18 protein-coding genes are annotated in these 21,345 nt (G+C 31.1%); 10 read left to right on the plus strand and 8 right to left on the minus strand.

Annotated elements, in window-relative coordinates:
• Positions 1-287: 287 nt before the first annotated feature.
• From H0I28_RS04450 to H0I28_RS04465, 4 genes are all read right to left on the minus strand, one after another.
• Entirely contained in the window at positions 288-1,040 is a 753-nt protein-coding gene (locus H0I28_RS04450) for an acyl-[acyl-carrier-protein] thioesterase (RefSeq protein WP_218760680.1), read from the minus strand.
• 29 nt (positions 1,041-1,069) lie between these two features.
• The gene (gene meaB, locus H0I28_RS04455; protein WP_218760681.1) at positions 1,070-2,083 is read right to left on the minus strand and encodes a methylmalonyl Co-A mutase-associated GTPase MeaB; all 1,014 of its coding nucleotides are present in this window, start codon (positions 2,081-2,083) and stop codon (positions 1,070-1,072) included.
• A gap of 180 nt (positions 2,084-2,263) precedes the next feature.
• Complete coding sequence (locus H0I28_RS04460; protein WP_218753074.1) at positions 2,264-3,004, minus strand: acyl-CoA desaturase; 741 nt, start codon at positions 3,002-3,004, stop codon at positions 2,264-2,266.
• A gap of 155 nt (positions 3,005-3,159) precedes the next feature.
• On the minus strand, positions 3,160-3,729 hold the full coding sequence (locus H0I28_RS04465; protein WP_218760683.1) for a Crp/Fnr family transcriptional regulator: 570 nt from the start codon (positions 3,727-3,729) through the stop codon (positions 3,160-3,162).
• Between the two features lie 174 nt (positions 3,730-3,903).
• Between H0I28_RS04465 and H0I28_RS04470 the strand changes: the two genes are divergently transcribed.
• The 5 genes from H0I28_RS04470 (at position 3,904) to H0I28_RS04490 (ending at position 8,895) form a co-directional block, all read left to right on the plus strand.
• Entirely contained in the window at positions 3,904-5,244 is a 1,341-nt protein-coding gene (locus tag H0I28_RS04470; protein ID WP_218760685.1) for a DEAD/DEAH box helicase, read from the plus strand.
• A 2-nt stretch (positions 5,245-5,246) separates the two neighbouring features.
• Positions 5,247-6,554, plus strand: a complete 1,308-nt coding sequence (locus tag H0I28_RS04475; RefSeq protein WP_218760687.1) for a DEAD/DEAH box helicase — start codon at positions 5,247-5,249, stop codon at positions 6,552-6,554.
• A 4-nt stretch (positions 6,555-6,558) separates the two neighbouring features.
• Positions 6,559-8,094, plus strand: coding sequence for an SDR family NAD(P)-dependent oxidoreductase (locus tag H0I28_RS04480; RefSeq protein WP_218760688.1), 1,536 nt, complete (start codon positions 6,559-6,561; stop codon positions 8,092-8,094).
• A 187-nt stretch (positions 8,095-8,281) separates the two neighbouring features.
• Positions 8,282-8,548 carry a hypothetical protein gene (locus H0I28_RS04485; RefSeq protein ID WP_218730376.1) on the plus strand — a complete coding sequence of 89 codons (267 nt, stop codon included), beginning with the start codon at positions 8,282-8,284 and terminating at the stop codon, positions 8,546-8,548.
• A 155-nt stretch (positions 8,549-8,703) separates the two neighbouring features.
• Positions 8,704-8,895, plus strand: coding sequence for a cold-shock protein (locus tag H0I28_RS04490; RefSeq protein WP_068448022.1), 192 nt, complete (start codon positions 8,704-8,706; stop codon positions 8,893-8,895).
• A gap of 146 nt (positions 8,896-9,041) precedes the next feature.
• On the opposite strand, the gene H0I28_RS04495 is transcribed toward H0I28_RS04490, so the two are convergent.
• From H0I28_RS04495 to H0I28_RS04505, 3 genes are all read right to left on the minus strand, one after another.
• A complete protein-coding gene (locus H0I28_RS04495; protein WP_218760689.1) occupies positions 9,042-10,316 on the minus strand; it encodes an amidohydrolase family protein in 1,275 nt (424 codons plus the stop codon).
• Between the two features lie 31 nt (positions 10,317-10,347).
• Positions 10,348-13,305, minus strand: coding sequence for an amidohydrolase family protein (locus H0I28_RS04500; RefSeq protein WP_218760690.1), 2,958 nt, complete (start codon positions 13,303-13,305; stop codon positions 10,348-10,350).
• Positions 13,306-13,400: 95 nt separating this feature from the next.
• Positions 13,401-14,477 carry a DUF3810 domain-containing protein gene (locus H0I28_RS04505; RefSeq protein WP_218760691.1) on the minus strand — a complete coding sequence of 359 codons (1,077 nt, stop codon included), beginning with the start codon at positions 14,475-14,477 and terminating at the stop codon, positions 13,401-13,403.
• 214 nt (positions 14,478-14,691) lie between these two features.
• On the opposite strand from H0I28_RS04505, the gene dnaB reads away from it, so the two are divergent.
• From dnaB to bshA, 5 genes are all read left to right on the plus strand, one after another.
• Positions 14,692-16,212 (plus strand): replicative DNA helicase, encoded by a 1,521-nt coding sequence (gene dnaB, locus H0I28_RS04510; protein ID WP_218761579.1) that lies wholly within the window; start codon positions 14,692-14,694, stop codon positions 16,210-16,212.
• Between the two features lie 17 nt (positions 16,213-16,229).
• The gene (locus H0I28_RS04515; protein WP_218760692.1) at positions 16,230-17,036 is read left to right on the plus strand and encodes a hypothetical protein; all 807 of its coding nucleotides are present in this window, start codon (positions 16,230-16,232) and stop codon (positions 17,034-17,036) included.
• 75 nt (positions 17,037-17,111) lie between these two features.
• Positions 17,112-18,296 carry an asparagine synthetase B gene (locus H0I28_RS04520; RefSeq protein WP_218761581.1) on the plus strand — a complete coding sequence of 395 codons (1,185 nt, stop codon included), beginning with the start codon at positions 17,112-17,114 and terminating at the stop codon, positions 18,294-18,296.
• Positions 18,297-18,426: 130 nt separating this feature from the next.
• Positions 18,427-19,272, plus strand: coding sequence for a transketolase (locus tag H0I28_RS04525; RefSeq protein WP_218730380.1), 846 nt, complete (start codon positions 18,427-18,429; stop codon positions 19,270-19,272).
• 178 nt (positions 19,273-19,450) lie between these two features.
• On the plus strand, positions 19,451-20,587 hold the full coding sequence (gene bshA / locus H0I28_RS04530) for an N-acetyl-alpha-D-glucosaminyl L-malate synthase BshA (RefSeq protein ID WP_218760693.1): 1,137 nt from the start codon (positions 19,451-19,453) through the stop codon (positions 20,585-20,587).
• A 57-nt stretch (positions 20,588-20,644) separates the two neighbouring features.
• On the opposite strand, the gene H0I28_RS04535 is transcribed toward bshA, so the two are convergent.
• A complete protein-coding gene (locus H0I28_RS04535; RefSeq protein WP_218760694.1) occupies positions 20,645-21,283 on the minus strand; it encodes a DUF937 domain-containing protein in 639 nt (212 codons plus the stop codon).
• Positions 21,284-21,345 lie beyond the last annotated feature (62 nt).

A 21,345-nucleotide genomic window follows, 5' to 3' on the forward strand; every position in this document is an offset into this window, starting at 1 on the left:
TTAAAAAGCCCGAACATATACTTGTTTGGGCTTTTTTTGTTGTTATCATCCACATAAATACGATTTTAGATTGTTATGTGTTTGCAATTATCAGTATTATAAGGGTAAAAAAACATAAGAACTTGTCACTTCGACTTGAAGAGAAGTCTCATAATACTGATAACACAAAAATGAGCACCTTTATGTGATTTCTCCCTTTGGTCGAAAAGACAAAACTGTATGGAAAGTTGAATGTTAGATAAAATATTTACATAAAAAACAATAAAACAAACAGTGTGCGGTAAATGTCAATAAGCTTTCCAAATAGTTTTAGCTGTGGCGCAAACTTTATTATTTCCTTTAATTTTGATAGTATGCGCAAAAGTATTTTTCATTTTAAGCTCTTTGGTTAAAGATAAGACGGTATCTCCATATTGAGCTTCCGCTATAAAATGACCTTCAATTTCATGCAAAAAATAATTATCAACAATATCTTTTGGAATCGATTCAATTAACCATTGTAAGTATCTAATATTATTCACGTGTTTATTAGAATCAATATCGTATCGGTTTACTCTAAATTGTTTTGTATGTTGAGGTGAGTCTATAGCAATTATTTTTTTCTTGATATTTCTATTGATAGAATGTTCATTAAAGTACGACCATTTTTCTTTAATTTCATTAAAAATAGGAATCGGCTTTCTTTTATTTATGTCAAAGAAAACCCATAAACCTTTTGCACTACCTATAATGTTATTCTTTTGATCGTAAATAATATTTTCTCTATATCCTTTGATAAAAGAGTAGTGGGATAGCCAAGTTCTAATGGTTATTTTTTCTTTATAATTGGGGTAACGATTCATTTGTAAAATACCAGAAACTAATACCCAACCTACATTTTTTTGTAATAGATCAAATATACTGTGTCCTATAGAATGAGCATGATCTGCAGCTGTTTCTTCTAACAAAGCCAATATTATTGTAGGTGTTGCAAGCCCAAACTTATTCATTTCAAAATACCTTAATTCAAATTGTTTATCAAAATAATTATTAAATATCATTTCATACAATTTTTAAAGTTCATGAATTATTAACTCAATTGAAAGGAATTTTTAAATTCTTCTATAATTTGTTGTGCTGCTTTTACAGGTGAAATTTTAGAAGTAACAATATCGTTTTCTAATGATGAAAGCTCTCTTTTTATATTAGCAGAACCATAAAATAAATGTTTCAATTCTTCATTGATATTATTATACATCCATTTTATTTGTTGATGGTTTCTGTTTTTTAGGAAATAACCATTCTCATCAACTAATTTTTTAAATTTTAAAACTTCATTCCAAACATTATCTATACCAATATTTTTTATGGCTGAAGCGGTACTAGCCACAGGAGTCCAACCAGACTCAGAAGCTGGAAAAATATGAAGGGCATTTTGGTATTGTCTTTTAGCTAATTTACTCATGGTGATATTATCGCCATCGGCTTTATTAATAACCACCATATCGGCCATTTCCATAATCCCTTTTTTAATTCCCTGCAACTCATCTCCAGCACCAGCAAGCATTAAAAGTAAAAAGAAATCTGTCATGCCGTGTACAGCTGTTTCAGACTGACCAACACCAACGGTTTCAATTAGAATAACATCGTAACCTGCGGCTTCACAAAGCAGCATGGTTTCTCCTGTTTTGTTAGAAACACCTCCTAAAGTATCGCCAGAGGCGGAAGGTCTAATATACGCTTCTTGTAAAACAGACAATTCATCCATTCTAGTTTTATCACCTAAAATACTTCCACGAGAACGTTGACTACTTGGGTCTATTGATAATATAGCTACTTTATGCCCCAGTTTTACCAAATGCAACCCGAAGACTTCAATAAAAGTACTTTTACCAACACCAGGCACACCTGTAATACCAATACGTATAGATTTACCTGAATTTGGTAATATTTCTTGAACGATTTCTTTAGCTAAACTTTTATCGCTTTCTAAATTACTTTCTATAATAGTGATTGCTCTAGAAAGAATTACTCTATCACCTTTTAAAACACCATCTATATAAGCTTGTGCAGGTAATCTTTTTTTTGGTTTGTAGTTTTTCATTTTAGAGTTAGAAAGCTAGGTTTATGGTGAGATTTCTGTGTCTAACAAAGATACTAAAAATGAAAAAAACACCACTTATTAAAGGGTGTTTTTAAATGATATTTCTAGTTATAATTTTTAATTACAAAAAGATAATTATTAAATAGGTTTAACAGATTTCTATATCTTTTTTACACAGTATTATTCTTTTACTTTAATAGCTTTCAGCTTAATAAAACCGAAAAAGTCTAAAACTTTAATAATTACATAAGTCATATCTATTTCATGCCATTTAACTCCAAAATTAGGGCTACTAGCATGTTTGTGGTGATTGTTGTGGTAACCTTCTCCCATCATTAAAAAATCGAAATGAAAAAGATTCTTGCTGGTGTTCTTCATTTTGAAGTTTACATATCCATAAATATGACCAAACCAGTTGATAATAACTCCATGAATAGGTGCCATTAAAAAGGCTATTGGTAATAATAACCATTGCCACCAAGCGGTTACGAAAAAGACAAAGAATAGAATGTAAAAGGTAATCCAAAGTAAACGAGAAAAACGAGAGCCAGCAAAAGAATCAAACGATTTCCATTGCGGTACATTTTTAGTAAAACGGTCATCAATAGCAATGCGTTGCTCGTTAATATCTTGATAAATAGTTTTCGTTTTCCACATCATTGCAAACATATTTGCATCGTAAGAAGGAGAGTGTGGATCTTTTTCGGTATCTGTATACGCATGATGCATTCGGTGCATAATTCCGTATCCGTAAGCACTTAAATAACTAGACCCTTGAAAAACCCAAGTTAAAATAAAGGTGATTTTCTCCATGGTTTTAGACATGGTAAATACTTGATGTGCTGCATAACGATGTAAAAAGAAAGATTGAAAAAACAAACCTCCATACCAAAGCACTATAATAAAAATAACTACTGCCATATTTAAAAATTTTGACAAAGATAGTTTGCTGTTTTAGGTGAAACAATGAACCTAAATCAATAAAAAAGATCGCTACGTTTTAAGAACCAAGAAACAAGACCTATCTTTTTGATAAAAAGGACACCTTAAAACTGTTATAAAATGTATTGATATTATTAAATACGTTTTCTAATTCGGCTTAAAGCTTGTGCAGTAACACCAATATAAGAACTGACATATTTTAAAGGGATTTCTTTTAAAATTTCTGGACGATCTTTAAATAATTTAAGATAACGCTCTTCTGCAGTAAGGTTTAGAAGGTTTTGTTCTCTACTAGATTTGATTAAAAATAAACGTTCTGCGGTTAATCGACCAATTAAATTACCAATTTGAGTTTTTTTATAAATTTCTTGTAAATCGGTGTACGAAACACTTAAAATGGTAGTTTCTGTAAGTGCTTGCAATTCGTAGGCAGAAGGTTTTCGAGTTAAAAAAGAATCGTACGCACTAATAAACTGATCTTTAAAACTAAAACCAAAGGTGATTTCTTTTTCAGGATTTTCTTTAGGAATATACAAACGTACCACGCCAGATTCTATAAAAGATATGTAGTTTTCAATTTCGTTTAATTTTAAGAAAACGGCTTTCTTTTTAATAACACGAGGTTGCAATTTAGACGTAAAAAAGTCCCAATCTTCTTGAGATATGTTGGCTATTTGCTGTAAGTATTCTTTTATCTGTTTCAAATGTATAATTAAACTAAAATAGAGTTGCAAATATACGGATTCTGAAAGCCTATTTTAGGCTTATTTTTGAGTATCCTAATCATTTTATTTTCAATTAAAATATTTTAAATTCACGGACCATAATTTATTTAATTAACAAGAACGATATTGCTACCTTTGCAAAAAATATATTTAATGTCAAAAACCTTTTCATCTTTAGGAATTCATAAAGAACTAGAAGCACGTTTAGCAAAATTAGAAATTACAGTTCCTACTGCAGTTCAAGAAAAAACCATTCCGTTTATCTTACATAAAAAGAAAGATATGGTGGTTTTGGCAAAAACAGGAACAGGAAAAACAGCTGCTTTTGGTTTGCCTTTATTGCAAAAAATTAAAGCTGATGAAACACATATTCAAGTTTTAATTTTAGCACCTACAAGAGAATTAGGTCATCAGATATATGACAATTTACTTTCTTTTTCTTCCGATGAACAAAAGGAAAAAATAGTCTCTATTTGCGGAGGAATCCCAATAAAACCACAAATTGAAGCAATCAAAAAGAACCCAAGTATTGTAATTGCAACTCCGGGTAGATTGGTAGATTTAATGAAACGTGAAGCGATTGATATTAAAAAAATCAACTATTTTGTTTTAGATGAAGCAGATGAAATGGTAAGCGCTTTAAAGGAAGAAGTAGATGCTATTATAAAAGAAATTCCGAATGTTAGAAGAACGTTGTTGTTTACAGCAACGATGCCCGGAACCATCAAGCAATTGATACAAAACTATATGTCTAAACACGTAGAACATATAGAAACTGATATGGATTCTGTTGGGCATAAAGGAATCGATCATCAATATGTGGTGGTAGAACCAATTGAAAAATTGAATGTTTTAATGCATTTTTTATCGACTAAAGAAGGAGAACGCGGAATTATTTTCTGTAAAACAAAAGCAGCCGTTAATAAATTAGCTAAAAACTTAGCTATAAATAAATTTTCATCTGGTGCTTTACATGGTAGTTTAACCCAAGGGATTCGTGATCGTGTAATGGGACAATTTAGAGAAGGGAATATCGATATTTTAGTAGCTACAGATTTAGCAGCTCGTGGTATTGACGTTAAAGAAATATCTTACGTAGTAAATTACCATTTACCAGACAGGTATGATACGTATGTACACAGAAGCGGACGTACAGCTAGGGCAGGAGCAACCGGACTTTCTTTAAGTGTGATACAACCTGAAGAATTAGAAGAAATTCCTGAATTTGAAGAAGATTTAGGTTTGACTTTTAAAGAATATAAAAAAGCAGATGCACAAAGTATAGAAGACAATAATACAATTCTGTGGGCTAAAAAAGTGTTTAAAACAAAACCAAATCGTGCTATTTCAGAAGATTTAAAAGCAGAGATTAAAACAATTTTTCATCATTTAACCAAAGAAGAATTGGTAGATAAAGTTTTGGCTAATTATTTAGCGCAAACAGCAAGTGCAAAAACAAAAACAGCAGTAACTAAAAAGAAGAAAAAGAAATAAGCATGGCAAATATTATAAAAACTCAACAAGATATATTATCAAAATTGCAGATTGAAGAGTTAAATCAAATGCAAAAAGAAGCTATTGCTACCATTCATAAAAATGATAATGTAATTTTACTTTCGCCAACAGGAACAGGAAAAACATTGGCTTTTTCTTTACCTTTATTAGAATTTTTAGATCCAAATTTAGAAGAAGTACAAGCTTTAATTTTAGTACCTTCTAGAGAATTAGCAATTCAAATAGAACAAGTAATTCGTTCTATGGGGTCTGGTTTTAAGGTAAATGCGGTGTATGGAGGTAGACCGATGTCTAAAGATAAGATAGAATTAAAGCATATTCCTGCAATTTTAATAGGAACACCAGGTCGAATTTCAGACCACTTTGCAAACGATCGTTTTTCTAAAGAGCATATAAAAACTTTAATTTTAGATGAATTTGACAAATCTTTAGAGGTTGGTTTTGAGTATGAGATGCGTAATATTATCAATCAACTATCTTTAAATAAACGTATATTAACTTCTGCAACACAAGGAGTTGAAATTCCTGATTTTGTAGGTTTAAGTAAACCAAATACAGTTAATTATTTAAAAGCGGTAACCTCTAAATTACAAGTAAAAACAGTAGTTTCTCCTGCTAAGAATAAACTAAACACCTTATTACATTTACTAAATCATTTAGGAAATAAGCAAGGTATCATTTTTTGTAATTTAAAGGATTCAATAAATAATGTAAGTACATTTTTAGAGAGCAAGAATATAAAACACGGTTGTTTTAGTGGTGGAATGGAACAAAAAGATAGAGAACGTTCTTTGATTAAATTTAGAAACGGAACCAATCAATTATTAATAGCTACAGATTTAGCAGCAAGAGGAATTGATGTGCCAGAAATGAGTTTCATCATTCATTATGAATTGCCACAAGCCGTAGAAGAATTTACACATAGAAACGGACGTACTGCAAGAGTTTCTGCAGAAGGAACTGCCTTTGTTCTAAAATGGAAAGACGAACGTTTACCAGATTTTATTAAGCATGCTGATTTACAAGACATTTCTAAACAAGCAGTAAGAAGTCCTGTTTTTTGGGAAACTTTATTTATTTCAGGTGGTAGAAAAGACAAGATTTCGAAAGGAGATATTGCAGGTTTGTTTATAAAACAAGGAAAATTAAGTAAAGATCAACTAGGTGCAATAGAGTTGAAACAAGATTGTGCTTTTGTGGCAGTTCCATCTACATTAACAGAAGAATTGATTGAGAAATTAAATAATTCTCGTTTAAAAAAGAAAAAAGTACGTATTTACGAAGTATAAGAATATGAGTAATAAAGAATTAAATACAGAAGTAAATTCGTGCATCAATACCCTTCAAAAATTATTGGAGGACACGAATCAACTTTTTGAATTACCAGAGGAGCAAAGAGTCGCACTTTTTAAAGTTGCTGGCGAATTGTCTCGTCCAAATCGTGATGAATTTCAGCGCAGACGTAAAGACGCTAAAAAAGCTGCAAAACGTAAAATGATTGAAAGCGATAAACACGCTAGAAAATCTACAGGAATACGTTCTGCAAGAGAAGCAGCATTATTTGTTGCACCAAAATTATTAGGAGCAGCAGAATTAAATGAAGATACACCAGAATTAGAATCGCCTAGAAACTGTTATGTATGTAAAAAGGTTTTTACCAAGTTGCATCATTTTTACGATACGATGTGTACAGAATGTGGCGATTTAAATTACGCAAAACGTTTTCAAACAACAGATTTAAAAGGTCAAGTAGCAGTAATTACAGGTTCTCGTTTAAAAATCGGATACCACATTACCTTAATGTGTTTACGTTCTGGAGCGACGGTTGTGGCAACTACGCGTTTTCCTGCAGATTCTGCAATTCGTTTTTCTAAAGAAGAAGATTATAAAGATTGGAGTCATCGACTACACATTCATGGCTTAGATTTAAGACACATACCAAGTGTAGAAATTTTCTGTAATTATATAGAACAAAAATACGATCGATTAGATATTTTAATCAACAATGCTGCACAAACTGTAAGACGTCCGTCTGGTTTTTATTTCCATTTAATGGAAAATGAAAAGAAACCAATTGACCAATTACCAAAATTGGCACAGACTTTATTACAAGATCACGAAAGTTGTTTAGAAGAATTGGCGGATTTAAGTGTCTCTACTGCTAAAACGGATAAAAATAATGTTTTGCCAGTTACTTGGCACGGACCAGAACCAGGAATTGGTTTAAGAAATTCAGCAGAATTATCTCAAATTCCGTATAGTTTTGACAATTCATTACAAACTGCAGAAGTTTTTCCGGAAGGCGAATTAGATGCAGATTTACAACAAGTAGATTTAAGAAAAACCAATAGTTGGCGTTTAAAATTAGGTGAAATAGAAACTACAGAAATGGTAGAAGTACAGTTGGTAAATGCTGTTGCTCCGTTTGTGTTATGTAATCGTTTGTCTAATTTAATGATGAAAGAAAATACGGGTAAAAAGCATATTATCAATGTAACTGCGATGGAAGGGAAGTTCCATCGATTTAAAAAGGTAGACAGACATCCACATACAAATATGGCCAAAGCAGCCTTAAATATGTTAACACATACGTCTGCTTCAACCTTTGCAAAGAAAGGTATTTATATGAATGCAGTTGATACTGGTTGGGTTACAGATGAAGATCCTGCAGAATTGTCTAAGCATAAAGTAGAAACGCACGATTTTCAGCCACCATTAGATATTGTAGATGGTGCCGCAAGAGTGATGGATCCATTAATTGATGGTATTAATACTGGTAAACATTGGTCTGGTAAATTCTTAAAAGATTATTTTCCGATAGATTGGTAGTTTTTATATTATAAAATAACAAGTAGAATAAAATTTAAAAAGGAGTACATATGGTCTAAAATCATAAGTATTCCTTTTTTTTATTATTGATTATAGATGTTTTTTTTGTAAATATCAAACTAAAATAGTAACTTAGGAGAGTTACTTTTCTGTAACATTATTTATAAACCACTTAAAACTTATAATTATGTTAGCATTTAGAACCGAGATTAGAAACTCACCAAGAGAACAAACTTTAAAAATTTATTTAAGCGATACGTCATTTGTTGTAGGATTAAAGAATCTCCTAGAAAACATAAAAGGGGTTCGTATTGTAGAAGTACAAGAAAGTTTTAGTAGAAATAGGGTAGCAGAAAATGTAACGATTTACAGAAAAGAAAAGCACTCTATAAACGCTTTAAAGGAAAAAGTAGATACTTTTTTAGGTATTTATTTTGAGAAGATAATAGTGTAATACTACTTTTTAAAGACTGTATTTAAAGGTATATCATTCTTCGGAATAAAAAAATTAATAAAAAAACAGAAAAGAAAACAATTATAAGGTTGTATATCAGAAAAATGGAACCATCTTTGCAATACAATTAGTATTATAAATTTAACAACATTATTATGAGTAAAGGTACAGTAAAGTTTTTCAACGACACAAAAGGTTTTGGTTTTATCACTGAAGAAGGAGTAAGCAAAGATCATTTTGTACACGTTTCTGGTTTAATTGATGAAATTAGAGAAGGTGACGAAGTTGAATTCGATTTACAAGAAGGAAACAAAGGTTTAAACGCGGTTAACGTAAAAGTTATCTAAGAAATATACTTAAAGTTTTATAAAAGCCCATCAATTAATTGATGGGCTTTTTTTGTGTCATTATTTTTGAATTGACCTTTAATAAAATATACGATAGTTATTAAGGATTAAAAAAAAAGGCTCGTAATTAGCGAGCCTTTTTTAAATTATTTGGTTTTGTATTTATTAGAATAGCGTTTCCAAAGTTTTGTTTGGTGTGTTTCTAGGCTAATTTTTCTACCTTGTATAAAAGCATCCGTTAAAATGTTTCCTCTCATGTCTAAAGCATCACCTTCAGAAACAAATAAGGTTGCATCTTTACCAACTTCTAAGGTTCCAACCATATCATCAATACCTAAAATCTTTGCAGAATTAGAAGTTAATAATTGCAATGCTACTTCTTTATCTAATCCGAAAGCAGCAAATGTGCCTGCGTAAAACGGAAGGTTTCTAGTATTCATTCTTTCCATTTGACCTTCCATACCAAGGGCAACAACTACACCTTTATCTGTTAAGTTTTTTGCAATTGTGTACGTATAATCATAAGCATCGTCCTCATTTTCTGGATTTCTGTGTGGTCTTTCTAAAACAACTGCTATGTTATTTTTAACTAATAAATCTGCTACTTTATCAGCTTCATCACCATGAACAATTACAATGTTTTTGATGCCCAATTCTTTAGTAATTGTGATAGCATCTGTAATTTCTTTTTGGCCGTTTACATGAATAAATAATTTCTTACTTCCCTCAAATAAACCTTTTGTAGCTTCATAAGGTAAATGCATTTTATTTTTATCACTTGCTAAATAGGTTTTAGCATTTGCAAAATAAGATTGAATATCATTTATTTTTTTAGGATACTCTTTATCTGGTCTTAAAGCAGGATCTTCTCCTAGCCACCATCTTCCGCTTGTAAAACTAGTTGGCCAGTTTATGTGAATTGCATCGTCTGTTTTTATACTAGCATCTTCCCAATTCCAAGCATCTAATTGCACCACAGAAGATGTACCTGAAATTGTACCACCTCTAGGTGTAATTTGGGCCATTAAAACACCATTTGGGCGCATAGATTCTACCACTTTACTTTCTGCATTATAGGCAACCAAACTTCTAATATGTGGGTTGTTTGCTCCAATCTCATCTTCATCATCACTTGCTTTTACAGCATCTATTTCTACCAAACCTATAGAGGCATTTGTCGCAATAAAACCAGGATACACATGTTTACCCTTGGCATTAATGACGGTTCCTCTTCTGGCTATTTTTGCATTTGCATTTCCAACAAATACAATTTTTCCATTGCTAAACATTACTAAAGCATTTTCTATAATTTTTCCATTTCCTAAATGTGCTGTTGCACCTTCTATAGAATAATCTGTAGTTTGTTTGTCTGCGGGCGTTTGTTGCGCAATGCTATTTCCTACTAAGAAGAAAAATAGCAAACTATATTATTTTTTTCATCATTATTTAGTTTTATATTTCTTCTAATGTATCGCAGTGAAAATTTCTATCTTTTCTTTTTGCTGGAATTTGGGTTTTTGCTCCTCCCATTTTTTCCTGCAACATCATATTGATTAATTTGCTCTTTTCTTGCTTAATAGCTTCACGTTTTTTGATGTCTTCATTTCTATCAAAAAACACTTTTCCTTCAATAATTGTTTTTTCAACTTTAGCATAAATAGACATTGGGTGATGGCTCCATAAAACAACATCTGCATCTTTACCTACTTTAATACTACCAACACGATCATCAATATGTAATAATTTTGCAGGGTTAATGGTAACCATATTCCAAGCTTCTAATTCTGTCATTCCACCATACTTTACTGTTTTTGCTGCTTCTTGATTTAGTCTTCTAGACATTTCTCTGTCATCAGAATTAATAGCAACAGTAAGACCTTCATTGTGCATAATTGCTGCATTGTATGGTATTGCGTCGTTTACTTCGTATTTATATGCCCACCAATCTGAAAATGTTGAAGCACCAATATTGCGATCTTTCATTTTATCAGCAACTTTATAACCTTCTAAAATATGTGTAAATGTATTTATTTTGAAGCCCATTTTATCGGCAACATTCATTAACATATTAATTTCAGATTGTACATAAGAGTGACAAGAAATATGACGTTCTCCGTGTAAAATCTCAACCAAAGTTTCCATTTCTGTATCTATTCTATACGGTTTTCCACTTTTCTTTAAAGCATCATATTCATGAGCTCTTGTAAAATAATCTGTAAAAACTTGTTCTACACCCATTCTTGTTTGCGGAAAACGTGTTCCATTTGTATGACGAGATTGTTTTACATTTTCACCTAAAGCAAATTTTATAAATTTAGGAGAATTTTTATAAATCATCTCATCTGCATTTTCTCCCCATTTTAGTTTGATAATTGCAGAACGACCACCAATAGGGTTTGCAGAACCGTGTAAAATTTGAGAAGTAGTAGTTCCTCCAGAAATGTTTCTGTAAATGTTTATGTCATTAGGATCAATTACGTCTTCCATTGTAACTTCTGCAGATGAGTTTTGAGCACCTTCGTTTACAGCAGAAGCTGCAATATGAGAATGTTCATCTACAATACCAGCTGTTAAATGCTTGCCTGTTCCGTCAATTTCTGTAGCTCCTCTAGCACTTAAATTAGAACCAATCTTTTCTATTTTTCCGTCTTTTAAAAGGACATCTGTTTTTTCTAAAATGCCTTCTTTTTCACTGGTCCAAACAGTTACATTTTTAACTAAGATTGTCTCTGTTTTAGGTTGAATATAATTACCGAATCCTATATTAGGATAACTTACTGGAACTACTGTAATTGCTTTTTCTTCTTCGTTTTTTTCTTTTTTTGAAACTTCCTCTTTTTGAACCTTTTTACTGGTAGACCAATAGGTTTTATTTCCTTCGGTATCAAAAGCATCACCTTGCATTATGTTAGAAGCATTAACAATTTTACCTAGCATTCTTGTAAAATGTTCGTCATCGTTTAATGTGATAGAAACCCAATCATCACTGTATGAAAATTTAGACTTAATTTTTTTATCATCAATTTTAATAGTTCCTGTTTGCTTAGCTCCTTTACCTGTAATTGATAAATTGTAGTTTTTGTTATTTACAGATAACATATAATCACCTGTAATATCTTTAATATTCATGTTGTTAACTACATTTTTAGCTCCCTGAACCCAGTTTTCATAAATGGTAGTTTTAGTATCAAAAACATCGCCAGACGTAATAATAAAGTTTGCATAACTCCCTGTATTTAAGTTTCCAATTGTGGTGTTACCAATTATAGTTGCAGGAATTGTAGTTAATGCAGCTAAAGCTTTTTCTTTATCAAAACCGTATTTTATAGCTTTCTGTAGGTTTTTATGAAACGTATTTACAGATTTTAAAGTGTGTGTTGTCAATGCAAAATTGATTCCGTTTTTAGAAAGTACACTTAAATTAGAAGGCGCTTGATTCCATATACGCATGTCTCTTAAAGAAATATGTTGTGCTAATAAAGGATCTGAAACGTCATAAGCATCACTAAAATTAATAGGAATTATAAAGTTGGCATTTGTTGCTTTTATGTCATGAATTCTTTCAAATTCGTCTCCGCTACCCACAATTGTGTATTGCACACCAAATTCATCACCAACCTTATCTGCTCTTAATGCATCTAAAACAGTAGCAGTTTCAAATATTTGAAGTAAACCTTTATTATCGTTAAATGCCTCTAAAGATAAATCTTTATTTTTCATATTACCTTTTGCATACCAATCTGCATCATTAAAAACTTGGCGTAATAAAGCCATTGCACCCATTCTAGAACTAGGGTAAGCTTGTGTAGATTTAGCACTTTTATTAAATGATAAATACTGTGCAGATTTAGTGTTTAAAATTCGGTAAGCATCAGAAGTATTCGGGTTTAAGGCTATTAATAATCCGTTTCCTTGTACAATTCCGTCATTAGAATGTGTGTTTACAACTCCAAAACCAGCATCAATTAAACTCTTTGCTTTTTTGTCATCAAACTTAAAATTACTAATTGGGTTTGTTTCTGGTCTAATATGATCGTTCCAATAATACCCTTCACGAGTTGGCTCGTATTGTGTTGTTCTATTTCTAGATCTGGGTTGTCTTTCTGGTTTAGAAATTCCAAAATCAGAATAAATATCAATAAATGAAGGGTAGATCGTTTTTCCTTCTAAATCGATTGTTTTTGTCCCATTCGGAATTTTAACAGATTTACCAATGCTAACAACTTTACCGTCTTTAATTAGTAAAGTTCCTTTTTTTACAATCTTTTTATGCGTTACATAAATAGTAGCATTTGTAAATGCAAAACGGCTGTTTTCAGTAGTTTTTACTCCGCTATCTGTAGGGAAATATTCTTGCGAATGCATCGAATAAGCCACAAATAAGGAGAAAAATAAGAGTAATTTTCTCATATAAGTTTGGTTTTTTAATGAATTAAGTTTCTAAAATAATTAGAAGCTTTTTAGAAAATGTTAAAACCAATTATTTTAACATAATTTTAGGAAGATTAAGAAGGATTTGCTTCATTAAAATAAGAAATAAATAAATCTACCACATAATTATAAGATTGCACACCTTTATCTTGTTTATTGGCTTTTAAATAGGCATTGTAACCTTTTTTAACAATTGGCTCAAATGGGTTTTTGTATTGCTGCCAAAATGTATAACTCTCACTAAAATCTTTTAGAATTCCTCTATGAACAGTTTTCCAAAGTTCTTGGGATAAATTTTGGTCACGTTTTCTTAATTCAGAAATACAATAGCCCAAAGCCATTCTATAACTCGCGTATTTAAAATGAAGATCGTCATTATAATTAGCTGCTAAAAAACCAACAAAATTAGCTTCGTTTTCTGCAGCAAAACCAATTTGATGTGCCATTTCGTGACATGTTGTAGTTGGATAACTTGTTTTTGGAAGTTTGTCGTTTACCTGAGCTTCACCTGTTAATGGATTCAGATATCCAGCGGTTCCATTATAAGTTTGCAACAAACTCATTAAAGAACTTTTTACAGATTTATGTTGATATTCTAACTGTGGAAAATCTTTAGATAAATTATCATAACCAGAAATTGCCATTGTATACATCTCTTTTTGAGAATAAGGATTTTCTACCTTTAAAGTATCATTTTTTGTAATTTTATAATGATATTCATTTAGTTTTTTAATTACATGTGTTGTTACTTTTTCAAGTTGCTCTGTGGTATATTTTGTTTGTTGATACTGTAAGTTTTTAGCCAAAGGTTCTCTGTAATAATTCAAGCCCCAAAAAAGATAAAAACAAAAATAAATTACTGATAAAATTGCTGTAAAATGAAGTAGTTTCGGAATTAAATTTTTAAACCTCGTTTTTATCAATCTAACTATAAAACGAATTAAAATAAAGAGTCCGAGAGCCAACAATACATCACCTACAGAAAAAGGAATCCAACCTAAAATAATTCTAAAAAATGATGAAATAGGAGGGTAGATTCCGTTTGAATAATATTTTTCTATAAACGCAGCGTTTTTTGCAGCCAATTGAATTAATAAAATCTGAACTGGAAGTAAAACTGTAAATATTAAATGTTTTTTTTGAATCTTCAAGGATATTTTTTTGTGTAAATATGCGTTTATATATATTCAAATAAGAGGGTGTTCTAGTTTAAAAAAGCCCAATTTAATTGTAAAAATAAGATTTCATTTTGGAAGTTGACTGGTTATTAACAAGATAATAACAATTTTGTTTACAATAAATGTTTACAAATTAAAGCAAAGTTTAACAGACCAATTTCAACCTAAAAAAAGTACATTTGTAGCCATGGAAAAAACGACTCCTGTTACGGGTAAAAAGATAGATAAATCAAGGTTAGTACAACTTGAGAAAGGGAAGATTCCGCCGCAGGCAGTGGAATTAGAAGAAGCTGTGTTAGGTGCAATGATGATTGATAAAAAAGGTATTGACGATGTTATAGACATCTTAAGTGCCGATGCTTTTTACGATCAGAAGCACCAAGATATTTACGCAACTATTTACGAATTATTTCAAAATTCTGAACCAATTGACCTTTTAACTGTATCTAACTTGTTAAAAAAGAATGGAAAATTAGAATTTGTTGGTGGAGATTTCTTTTTAATTCGTTTAACTCAAAAAGTGGCATCTTCTGCACACATAGAGTTCCATGCAAGAATTATTCTTCAAAAATTTATTCAGCGTAGATTAATTTCAATTTCTAGTGAAATTATAGAAAATGCGTATGATGAAAGTACCGATGTATTTGACTTATTAGATGATGCAGAGGCAAAACTGTTTGAAGTTACCCAAGGAAATTTAAAAAAGAGTTCTGAAGATGCAGGATCTTTAGTAAAACAAGCCTTAGCTAAGATTCAAGAAATTGGTAATCAAGAAGGAATGTCTGGTTTGGCAACTGGTTTTACCAAATTAGATGCATTAACTTCTGGTTGGCAACCATCCGATTTAGTTATTATAGCTGCACGTCCTGGTATGGGGAAAACAGCATTTGTAATTTCGATGGCGAAAAACATGGCGATTGATTTTGGTCATGGTGTTGCTGTGTTCTCATTAGAGATGTCTTCTGTGCAGTTAATTACGCGTATGATTTCTTCTGAAACAGGCTTAACATCAGAAAAATTAAGAAAAGGAAACTTAGAACCACACGAATGGGAACAGTTAAACGTAAAAGTAAAACGTTTGTCTGATGCACCTATTTTTATTGATGATACACCGTCTCTTTCTGTATTTGATTTACGAGCAAAAGCACGAAGATTGGTGTCGCAACACGGAGTTAGAATTATTGTAATTGATTATTTACAATTAATGACTGCTGGTGGAAAATCTAATGGAAATCGTGAACAAGAAATCTCTATGATTTCTAGAAACTTAAAAGCTTTAGCAAAAGAATTAGAAGTGCCAGTAATTGCACTTTCTCAGTTATCTCGTGCGGTAGAAACGCGTGGAGGATCTAAAAGACCTTTACTTTCTGATTTACGTGAATCTGGAGCAATTGAGCAAGATGCCGATATTGTATCGTTTATTTTCCGTCCGGAATACTACGGAATGACAGAATGGGATGATGATGATCATTCACCATGTGAAGGACAAGGAGAATTTATTGTAGCAAAACACAGAAATGGTGGTTTAGAAAATATCCGATTAAAATTTACGGGGCATTTAGCAAAATTCTCAGATTTAGAAGAAGGATTTAGTAGTGAATTCCAATCATCTATGAATGCAGATTTCCCTGAAGATCCTTTTGCAGGTCAAGGTGGAGTAGACCCTAAAGATGCTTTTGGAGGAGATGATGATGATATGCCGTTTTAATTTCATATTTTTATGAAATGAATGATTTAGAAAATAAAGTTAAAAAATGGATTCTTAAAAATGGTTACCCTTTCGAAATGAAGGTGGCTAACTTTTTTAAAAAAGCAGATTTTAAAGTTTCACAATCTGTTCTTTATAGAGATGAAGATTCTAGTAAATTAAGAGAGCTAGATATAATTTCATATTCTAATACTGTAATTAATAATGTATGGTTTAATTTTACTTTTGTTGTTGAATGTAAAAAATCAACAGATAAACCATGGGTTGTATTTAAAAATGATAATTTACACAATCCTCAATTAGAAAGATATAAACCATTTACAACTAGAAATGCTGAGATATTATTAAATAAAACTAAAGTTTTAAAAGAAAACAAGTTTGAATTGTTATTCCCAAACTTATTTGGAGCAGGTTTCAATTTAGTAACTTCATTAGGTCAAACTAAAGATTTAGCTTACTCTTCAACTACTTCTTTGCTTAAAGCTTGTAAATATCTTACAGAAAAATTTAATGAAAGTAAATCTAGATCTTGTAATATTTATATTCCTTTGATAATTATTGAGGGAATATTATATGAATCTTTTCTAGATAAAAAGGATGACTTAGAGTTAAAAGAAGTTGATTATTCTTCAATTTTAAACACAAAAGTTTTTAGTGAAGGAGATTCTAATATTATTACGATTGTTTCTTCTAAAAATTTAGAAAATTTTATAGATCGTGTAAAAGAAGATACTTTATTATTTTTTAAAACTTACAAAAAAGAAATTGAAGAAGTTTCCCTATCGCACCCTACAAGTACAAAGGTGAAATCTATATCAATTTAAATGAAAAAACTTTTAACAATCTTAACTTTTCTCTTAATATCAAACTCAATTTGGGCATCATTTATTTATATCCCTATGAGCCATGATAACCAAGTAAACCACTTAAAATCTTACGGAATTGTCTATTTTTCTTTAGAAGCAGGTTTAAAATCTAAATGGTTATTAAATTATGATGGAGGTGCTTTTTTAATTGAAAACAATAAAATTGCAGAAAATGAATGTAAAATACGTGGTGTTTCTTATCAAATAATTTCGGATGCAAAAGCACAATTAATATTACAAGAAATTTCATCACCATCTTCTAATCAAGATGCAGTAACTTTAGAAAAAGCACCAAAAATAGCAGTCTATTCCCCAGAAGATAAAATGCCTTGGGACGATGCTGTTACCATGGTTTTAACGTATGCTGAGATTCCGTTTGATGTGATTTATGATAAAGAAGTTTTAGAAGATAAACTACTATTATATGAGTGGTTGCATTTACATCACGAAGATTTTACGGGGCAATATGGTAAGTTTTACGGTTCTTTTAGAACTGCCCCTTGGTATTTAGAAGCTAAGAAAAATTCAGAAAAAAAAGCTTTAGAATTAGGATTTTCTAAGGTTTCTGAAGAGAAATTAGCTGTTGCAAAAAAAATAAGAGATTATGTAATTGGTGGTGGCTTTATGTTTGCCATGTGTTCTGCAACCGATAGTTTTGATATTGCTTTATCTGCAGAAGGAGTAGATATTGCCGAAGCAATGTTTGATGGAGATGCTTCTGACTTAAACTATCAATCGAAAATAAATTATAATAAAACCTTTGCTTTTAAAGACTTTCAATTGGTTAAAAACCCAAGAACGTACGAGTTTTCTAATATAGATACGACTGATAAGCGAATAATTCCTAAAACTTCAGATTATTTTTCTTTAGGTGAGTTTTCTGCAAAATGGGATCCAGTGCCAACGATGTTAACACAAAATCATACTGTTTTAGTAAAAGGGTTTATGGGGCAAACTACGGCGTTTAATAGAAATACGATTAAATCTAATGTATTGGTTTTAGGTGAAAATAAAACCAATAGAGAAGCTCGTTATATTCATGGAACTAAAGGAAAAGGAATGTTTACTTTTTATGGAGGTCATGATCCAGAAGATTATTCACACAGAGTAAACGATCCAAAAACGGAATTAGATTTACACCCAACTTCACCAGGTTATCGCTTAATTTTAAATAATGTGTTGTTTCCTGCTGCAAAGAAAAAGAAACAAAAAACATAGATTTTTATCATTTTAAAATTCTTCTTTTCATAAAATATCATTTTAATTGATCATAAAGCTGTTTTTGCTTACAATTAATCTTGTAAGTTGCTATTAAAAAAATTACTTTTGTCCAAATTAAAATAACAAAATGCCAACAACACAACAATTACAAGATTTTACGCAACAAGTTCGTAGAGATATATTACGCATGGTTCATAAAGTTAACTCTGGTCACCCAGGTGGTTCTTTAGGATGTGCAGAATTTATTACTTGCTTATATCAAGAAGTAATGGACTATTCTACAGATTTTACAATGGACGGAAAGAATGAAGATTTATTCTTCCTTTCAAACGGACATATTTCTCCAGTATTTTATAGTGTTTTGGCGCATAGTGGATTTTTCCCAGTAGAAGAATTATCAACTTTTAGATTGTTAAATTCTCGTTTACAAGGTCACCCAACTACGCATGAAGGTTTACCTGGTGTAAGAATTGCTTCTGGATCTTTAGGTCAAGGAATGTCTAATGCTTTAGGTGCTGCACAAGCAAAAAAGTTAAATGGAGACGATAAAATAGTATATAGTTTACATGGTGATGGTGAATTGCAAGAAGGACAGAACTGGGAAGCAATTATGTACGCATCAGCAAAAAAAGTAGACAACATTATTTGTACAATCGATTTAAACAAAAAACAAATTGACGGGACTACAGATGAAGTTTTAGCAATGGGAAGCATTAGGGCTAAATTTGAAGCTTTTGATTGGGACGTTATTGATGTTGAGAAAGGGAATGATATTGAGGCAATTTTAGCTGGTTTAGCTGAAGCGAAAGCATTAACAGGAAAAGGAAAACCAGTTTGTATTTTATTACATACAGAAATGGGGAATGGTGTAGATTTTATGATGCATACACATGCTTGGCATGGTAAAGCACCAAGTGATGAGCAGTTAGAAAATGCATTAGCTCAAAATCCTGCAACTTTAGGAGATTACTAAAAAATTAGCGTCTTTAGATTCTAAAATTAATATATTAAAAAAGCTTTTCGATCTAATTGAAAAGCTTTTTTTATGCTTTTATTTTGATTTCGAATGTAAGAATAGAAGTATATTTACAACTAATGAATCATATTTATGGATCTTTTACTGTAAATCATTTAATATTTCAAAAAATTATATGAAAATAGGAATTGTTTGTTACCCAACATTTGGGGGAAGTGGAGTAGTAGCTACGGAATTAGGAATGGCTTTGGCAGATAAAGGACATGAAGTCCATTTTATTACTTATAACCAGCCTGTTCGTTTAGATTTTCTATCTCATAACCTACATTTTCATCAAGTTGTAATAGAAGAATACCCTCTTTTTGAATACCAACCGTATGAATTAGCGCTGTCTAGTAAAATGGTAGAAGTAGTTAAAAAGCATGATTTAGAGGTTTTACATGTACATTATGCAATACCACATGCGTATGCAGCATATATGGCAAAACAAATGTTGAAAGAAAAAGGGTTAGATGTTAGAGTTGTAACTACGTTGCACGGAACAGATATTACTTTGGTAGGGAGTCATCCTACTTATAAAACGGCTGTAGAATTTAGTATTAATAATTCTGATGTGGTTACTGCTGTTTCTAACAATTTAAAAGAAACCACAAATACGTTATTCAATATTACAAAAGATATTAAAGTAATTTATAATTTTATTGATGTTGAGAAATATAATAATGCACATAAAGAAGAGTGTAAAAGAATAGCATTAGCAAAACCAAATGAAAGAATTTTTACACACGTAAGTAATTTTAGACCTGTAAAGAGAGTAGAAGATGTTGTTAGAATTTTTAGTGAAGTAAGAAAAGAAATTCCTTCTAAACTATTAATGATTGGTGAAGGACCAGAAAGAGCAAATGCAGAAAAAGTTGTAAAAGACTTAAAACTAACAGAAGATGTATTCTTTTTAGGAAACAGTACAGAAGTTGCTAAAATATTATGTTATACAGATGTTTTTCTTTTGCCTTCTCAAACAGAAAGTTTTGGTTTAGCTGCTTTAGAAGCAATGGCAGCAGAGACTGCTGTAATATCTACCAATACAGGTGGCTTACCAGAAGTAAATATTCATGGAGAAACAGGTTATTTAAGCAATTTGGGTGATATAGCAGATATGGCAAAAAATGCGATCTCAATTGTAAAAGATGATATTACTTTAGAAAGGTTTAAGAAAAATGCTAAAAATCATACGAAGCAATTTTCTTTAGAAAATATATTACCAGTTTATGAAGAAATTTATAAATCTTGTTATAAGAGTAATGTTATATAAACATAAAAAAACTCAAACATTTGTTTGAGCTTTTTTATGTTTAAGATTTAGAAAGTCTTATTTTCCAAAAAGGCCACCTAACATACCACCAATTCCTCCAGAGTTTTTATTATCACCACCTAAAAACATTCCAGCAACATCATCTACAACACTTCCATCTCCATCTGCATCTAATATTTTTTCCAAGAAGCTTTGTTCGTTAGCTGCATCATTACCACCTAACATTCCGCCCAATAAACCTCCTAATCCAGAAGAATCTGTGACGTTGTTTTCTTTAGATTTTTTTGCTAAAACGCCCATTAATAATGGTGCAGCTACTTTTAAAATGTTTGCAACAGAACCAGCATCTAAACCAGATTTCTGACCAATGACTTGCTCAACACCTTGTTGCTTACTTCCTAAAATATGTCCTAATATTCCAGCACCATCTTGTTTAACACTTTCGTCTACACCGCCATCAAATAAACCACCAAGATTGTCTAAAATACTACCATCATGTTTACCTGATAGAGCACCCATTAATCCAGCAGCACCTTCTGGTGTAGCGGAGTTTCTCTCCATAGCTTTCATTAACACTGGTAAAGCCAGTGTTAAAACACTACTTGTTTTACTTGTGTCATTTCCTGTTGACCCAGAAACTCCTGAGATTATTTGTTTTCCTAAATCACTATTTAATATGTCTAAAATACCTGCCATTTTATGTTTTTAATAATTAATATGAATCTTTTCTAAAAATTATGACACAATATACAAATAAA

It is taken from the genome of Polaribacter sp. AHE13PA (genome assembly GCF_019278505.1).
Taxonomy (GTDB): domain Bacteria; phylum Bacteroidota; class Bacteroidia; order Flavobacteriales; family Flavobacteriaceae; genus Polaribacter.

What these genes read in the sequence shown, in the direction of transcription:
- H0I28_RS04450 (WP_218760680.1), bottom strand. Translation starts at nt 1,040, where the DNA reads ATGATATTTAATAATTATTTTGATAAACAATTTGAATTAAGGTATTTT.
- meaB (WP_218760681.1), bottom strand. Translation starts at nt 2,083, where the DNA reads ATGAAAAACTACAAACCAAAAAAAAGATTACCTGCACAAGCTTATATA.
- H0I28_RS04460 (WP_218753074.1), bottom strand. Translation starts at nt 3,004, where the DNA reads ATGGCAGTAGTTATTTTTATTATAGTGCTTTGGTATGGAGGTTTGTTT.
- H0I28_RS04470 (WP_218760685.1), top strand. Translation starts at nt 3,904, where the DNA reads ATGTCAAAAACCTTTTCATCTTTAGGAATTCATAAAGAACTAGAAGCA.
- H0I28_RS04475 (WP_218760687.1), top strand. Translation starts at nt 5,247, where the DNA reads ATGGCAAATATTATAAAAACTCAACAAGATATATTATCAAAATTGCAG.
- H0I28_RS04480 (WP_218760688.1), top strand. Translation starts at nt 6,559, where the DNA reads ATGAGTAATAAAGAATTAAATACAGAAGTAAATTCGTGCATCAATACC.
- H0I28_RS04485 (WP_218730376.1), top strand. Translation starts at nt 8,282, where the DNA reads ATGTTAGCATTTAGAACCGAGATTAGAAACTCACCAAGAGAACAAACT.
- H0I28_RS04490 (WP_068448022.1), top strand. Translation starts at nt 8,704, where the DNA reads ATGAGTAAAGGTACAGTAAAGTTTTTCAACGACACAAAAGGTTTTGGT.
- H0I28_RS04500 (WP_218760690.1), bottom strand. Translation starts at nt 13,305, where the DNA reads ATGAGAAAATTACTCTTATTTTTCTCCTTATTTGTGGCTTATTCGATG.
- dnaB (WP_218761579.1), top strand. Translation starts at nt 14,692, where the DNA reads ATGGAAAAAACGACTCCTGTTACGGGTAAAAAGATAGATAAATCAAGG.
- H0I28_RS04515 (WP_218760692.1), top strand. Translation starts at nt 16,230, where the DNA reads ATGAATGATTTAGAAAATAAAGTTAAAAAATGGATTCTTAAAAATGGT.
- H0I28_RS04520 (WP_218761581.1), top strand. Translation starts at nt 17,112, where the DNA reads ATGAGCCATGATAACCAAGTAAACCACTTAAAATCTTACGGAATTGTC.
- H0I28_RS04525 (WP_218730380.1), top strand. Translation starts at nt 18,427, where the DNA reads ATGCCAACAACACAACAATTACAAGATTTTACGCAACAAGTTCGTAGA.
- bshA (WP_218760693.1), top strand. Translation starts at nt 19,451, where the DNA reads ATGAAAATAGGAATTGTTTGTTACCCAACATTTGGGGGAAGTGGAGTA.
- H0I28_RS04535 (WP_218760694.1), bottom strand. Translation starts at nt 21,283, where the DNA reads ATGGCAGGTATTTTAGACATATTAAATAGTGATTTAGGAAAACAAATA.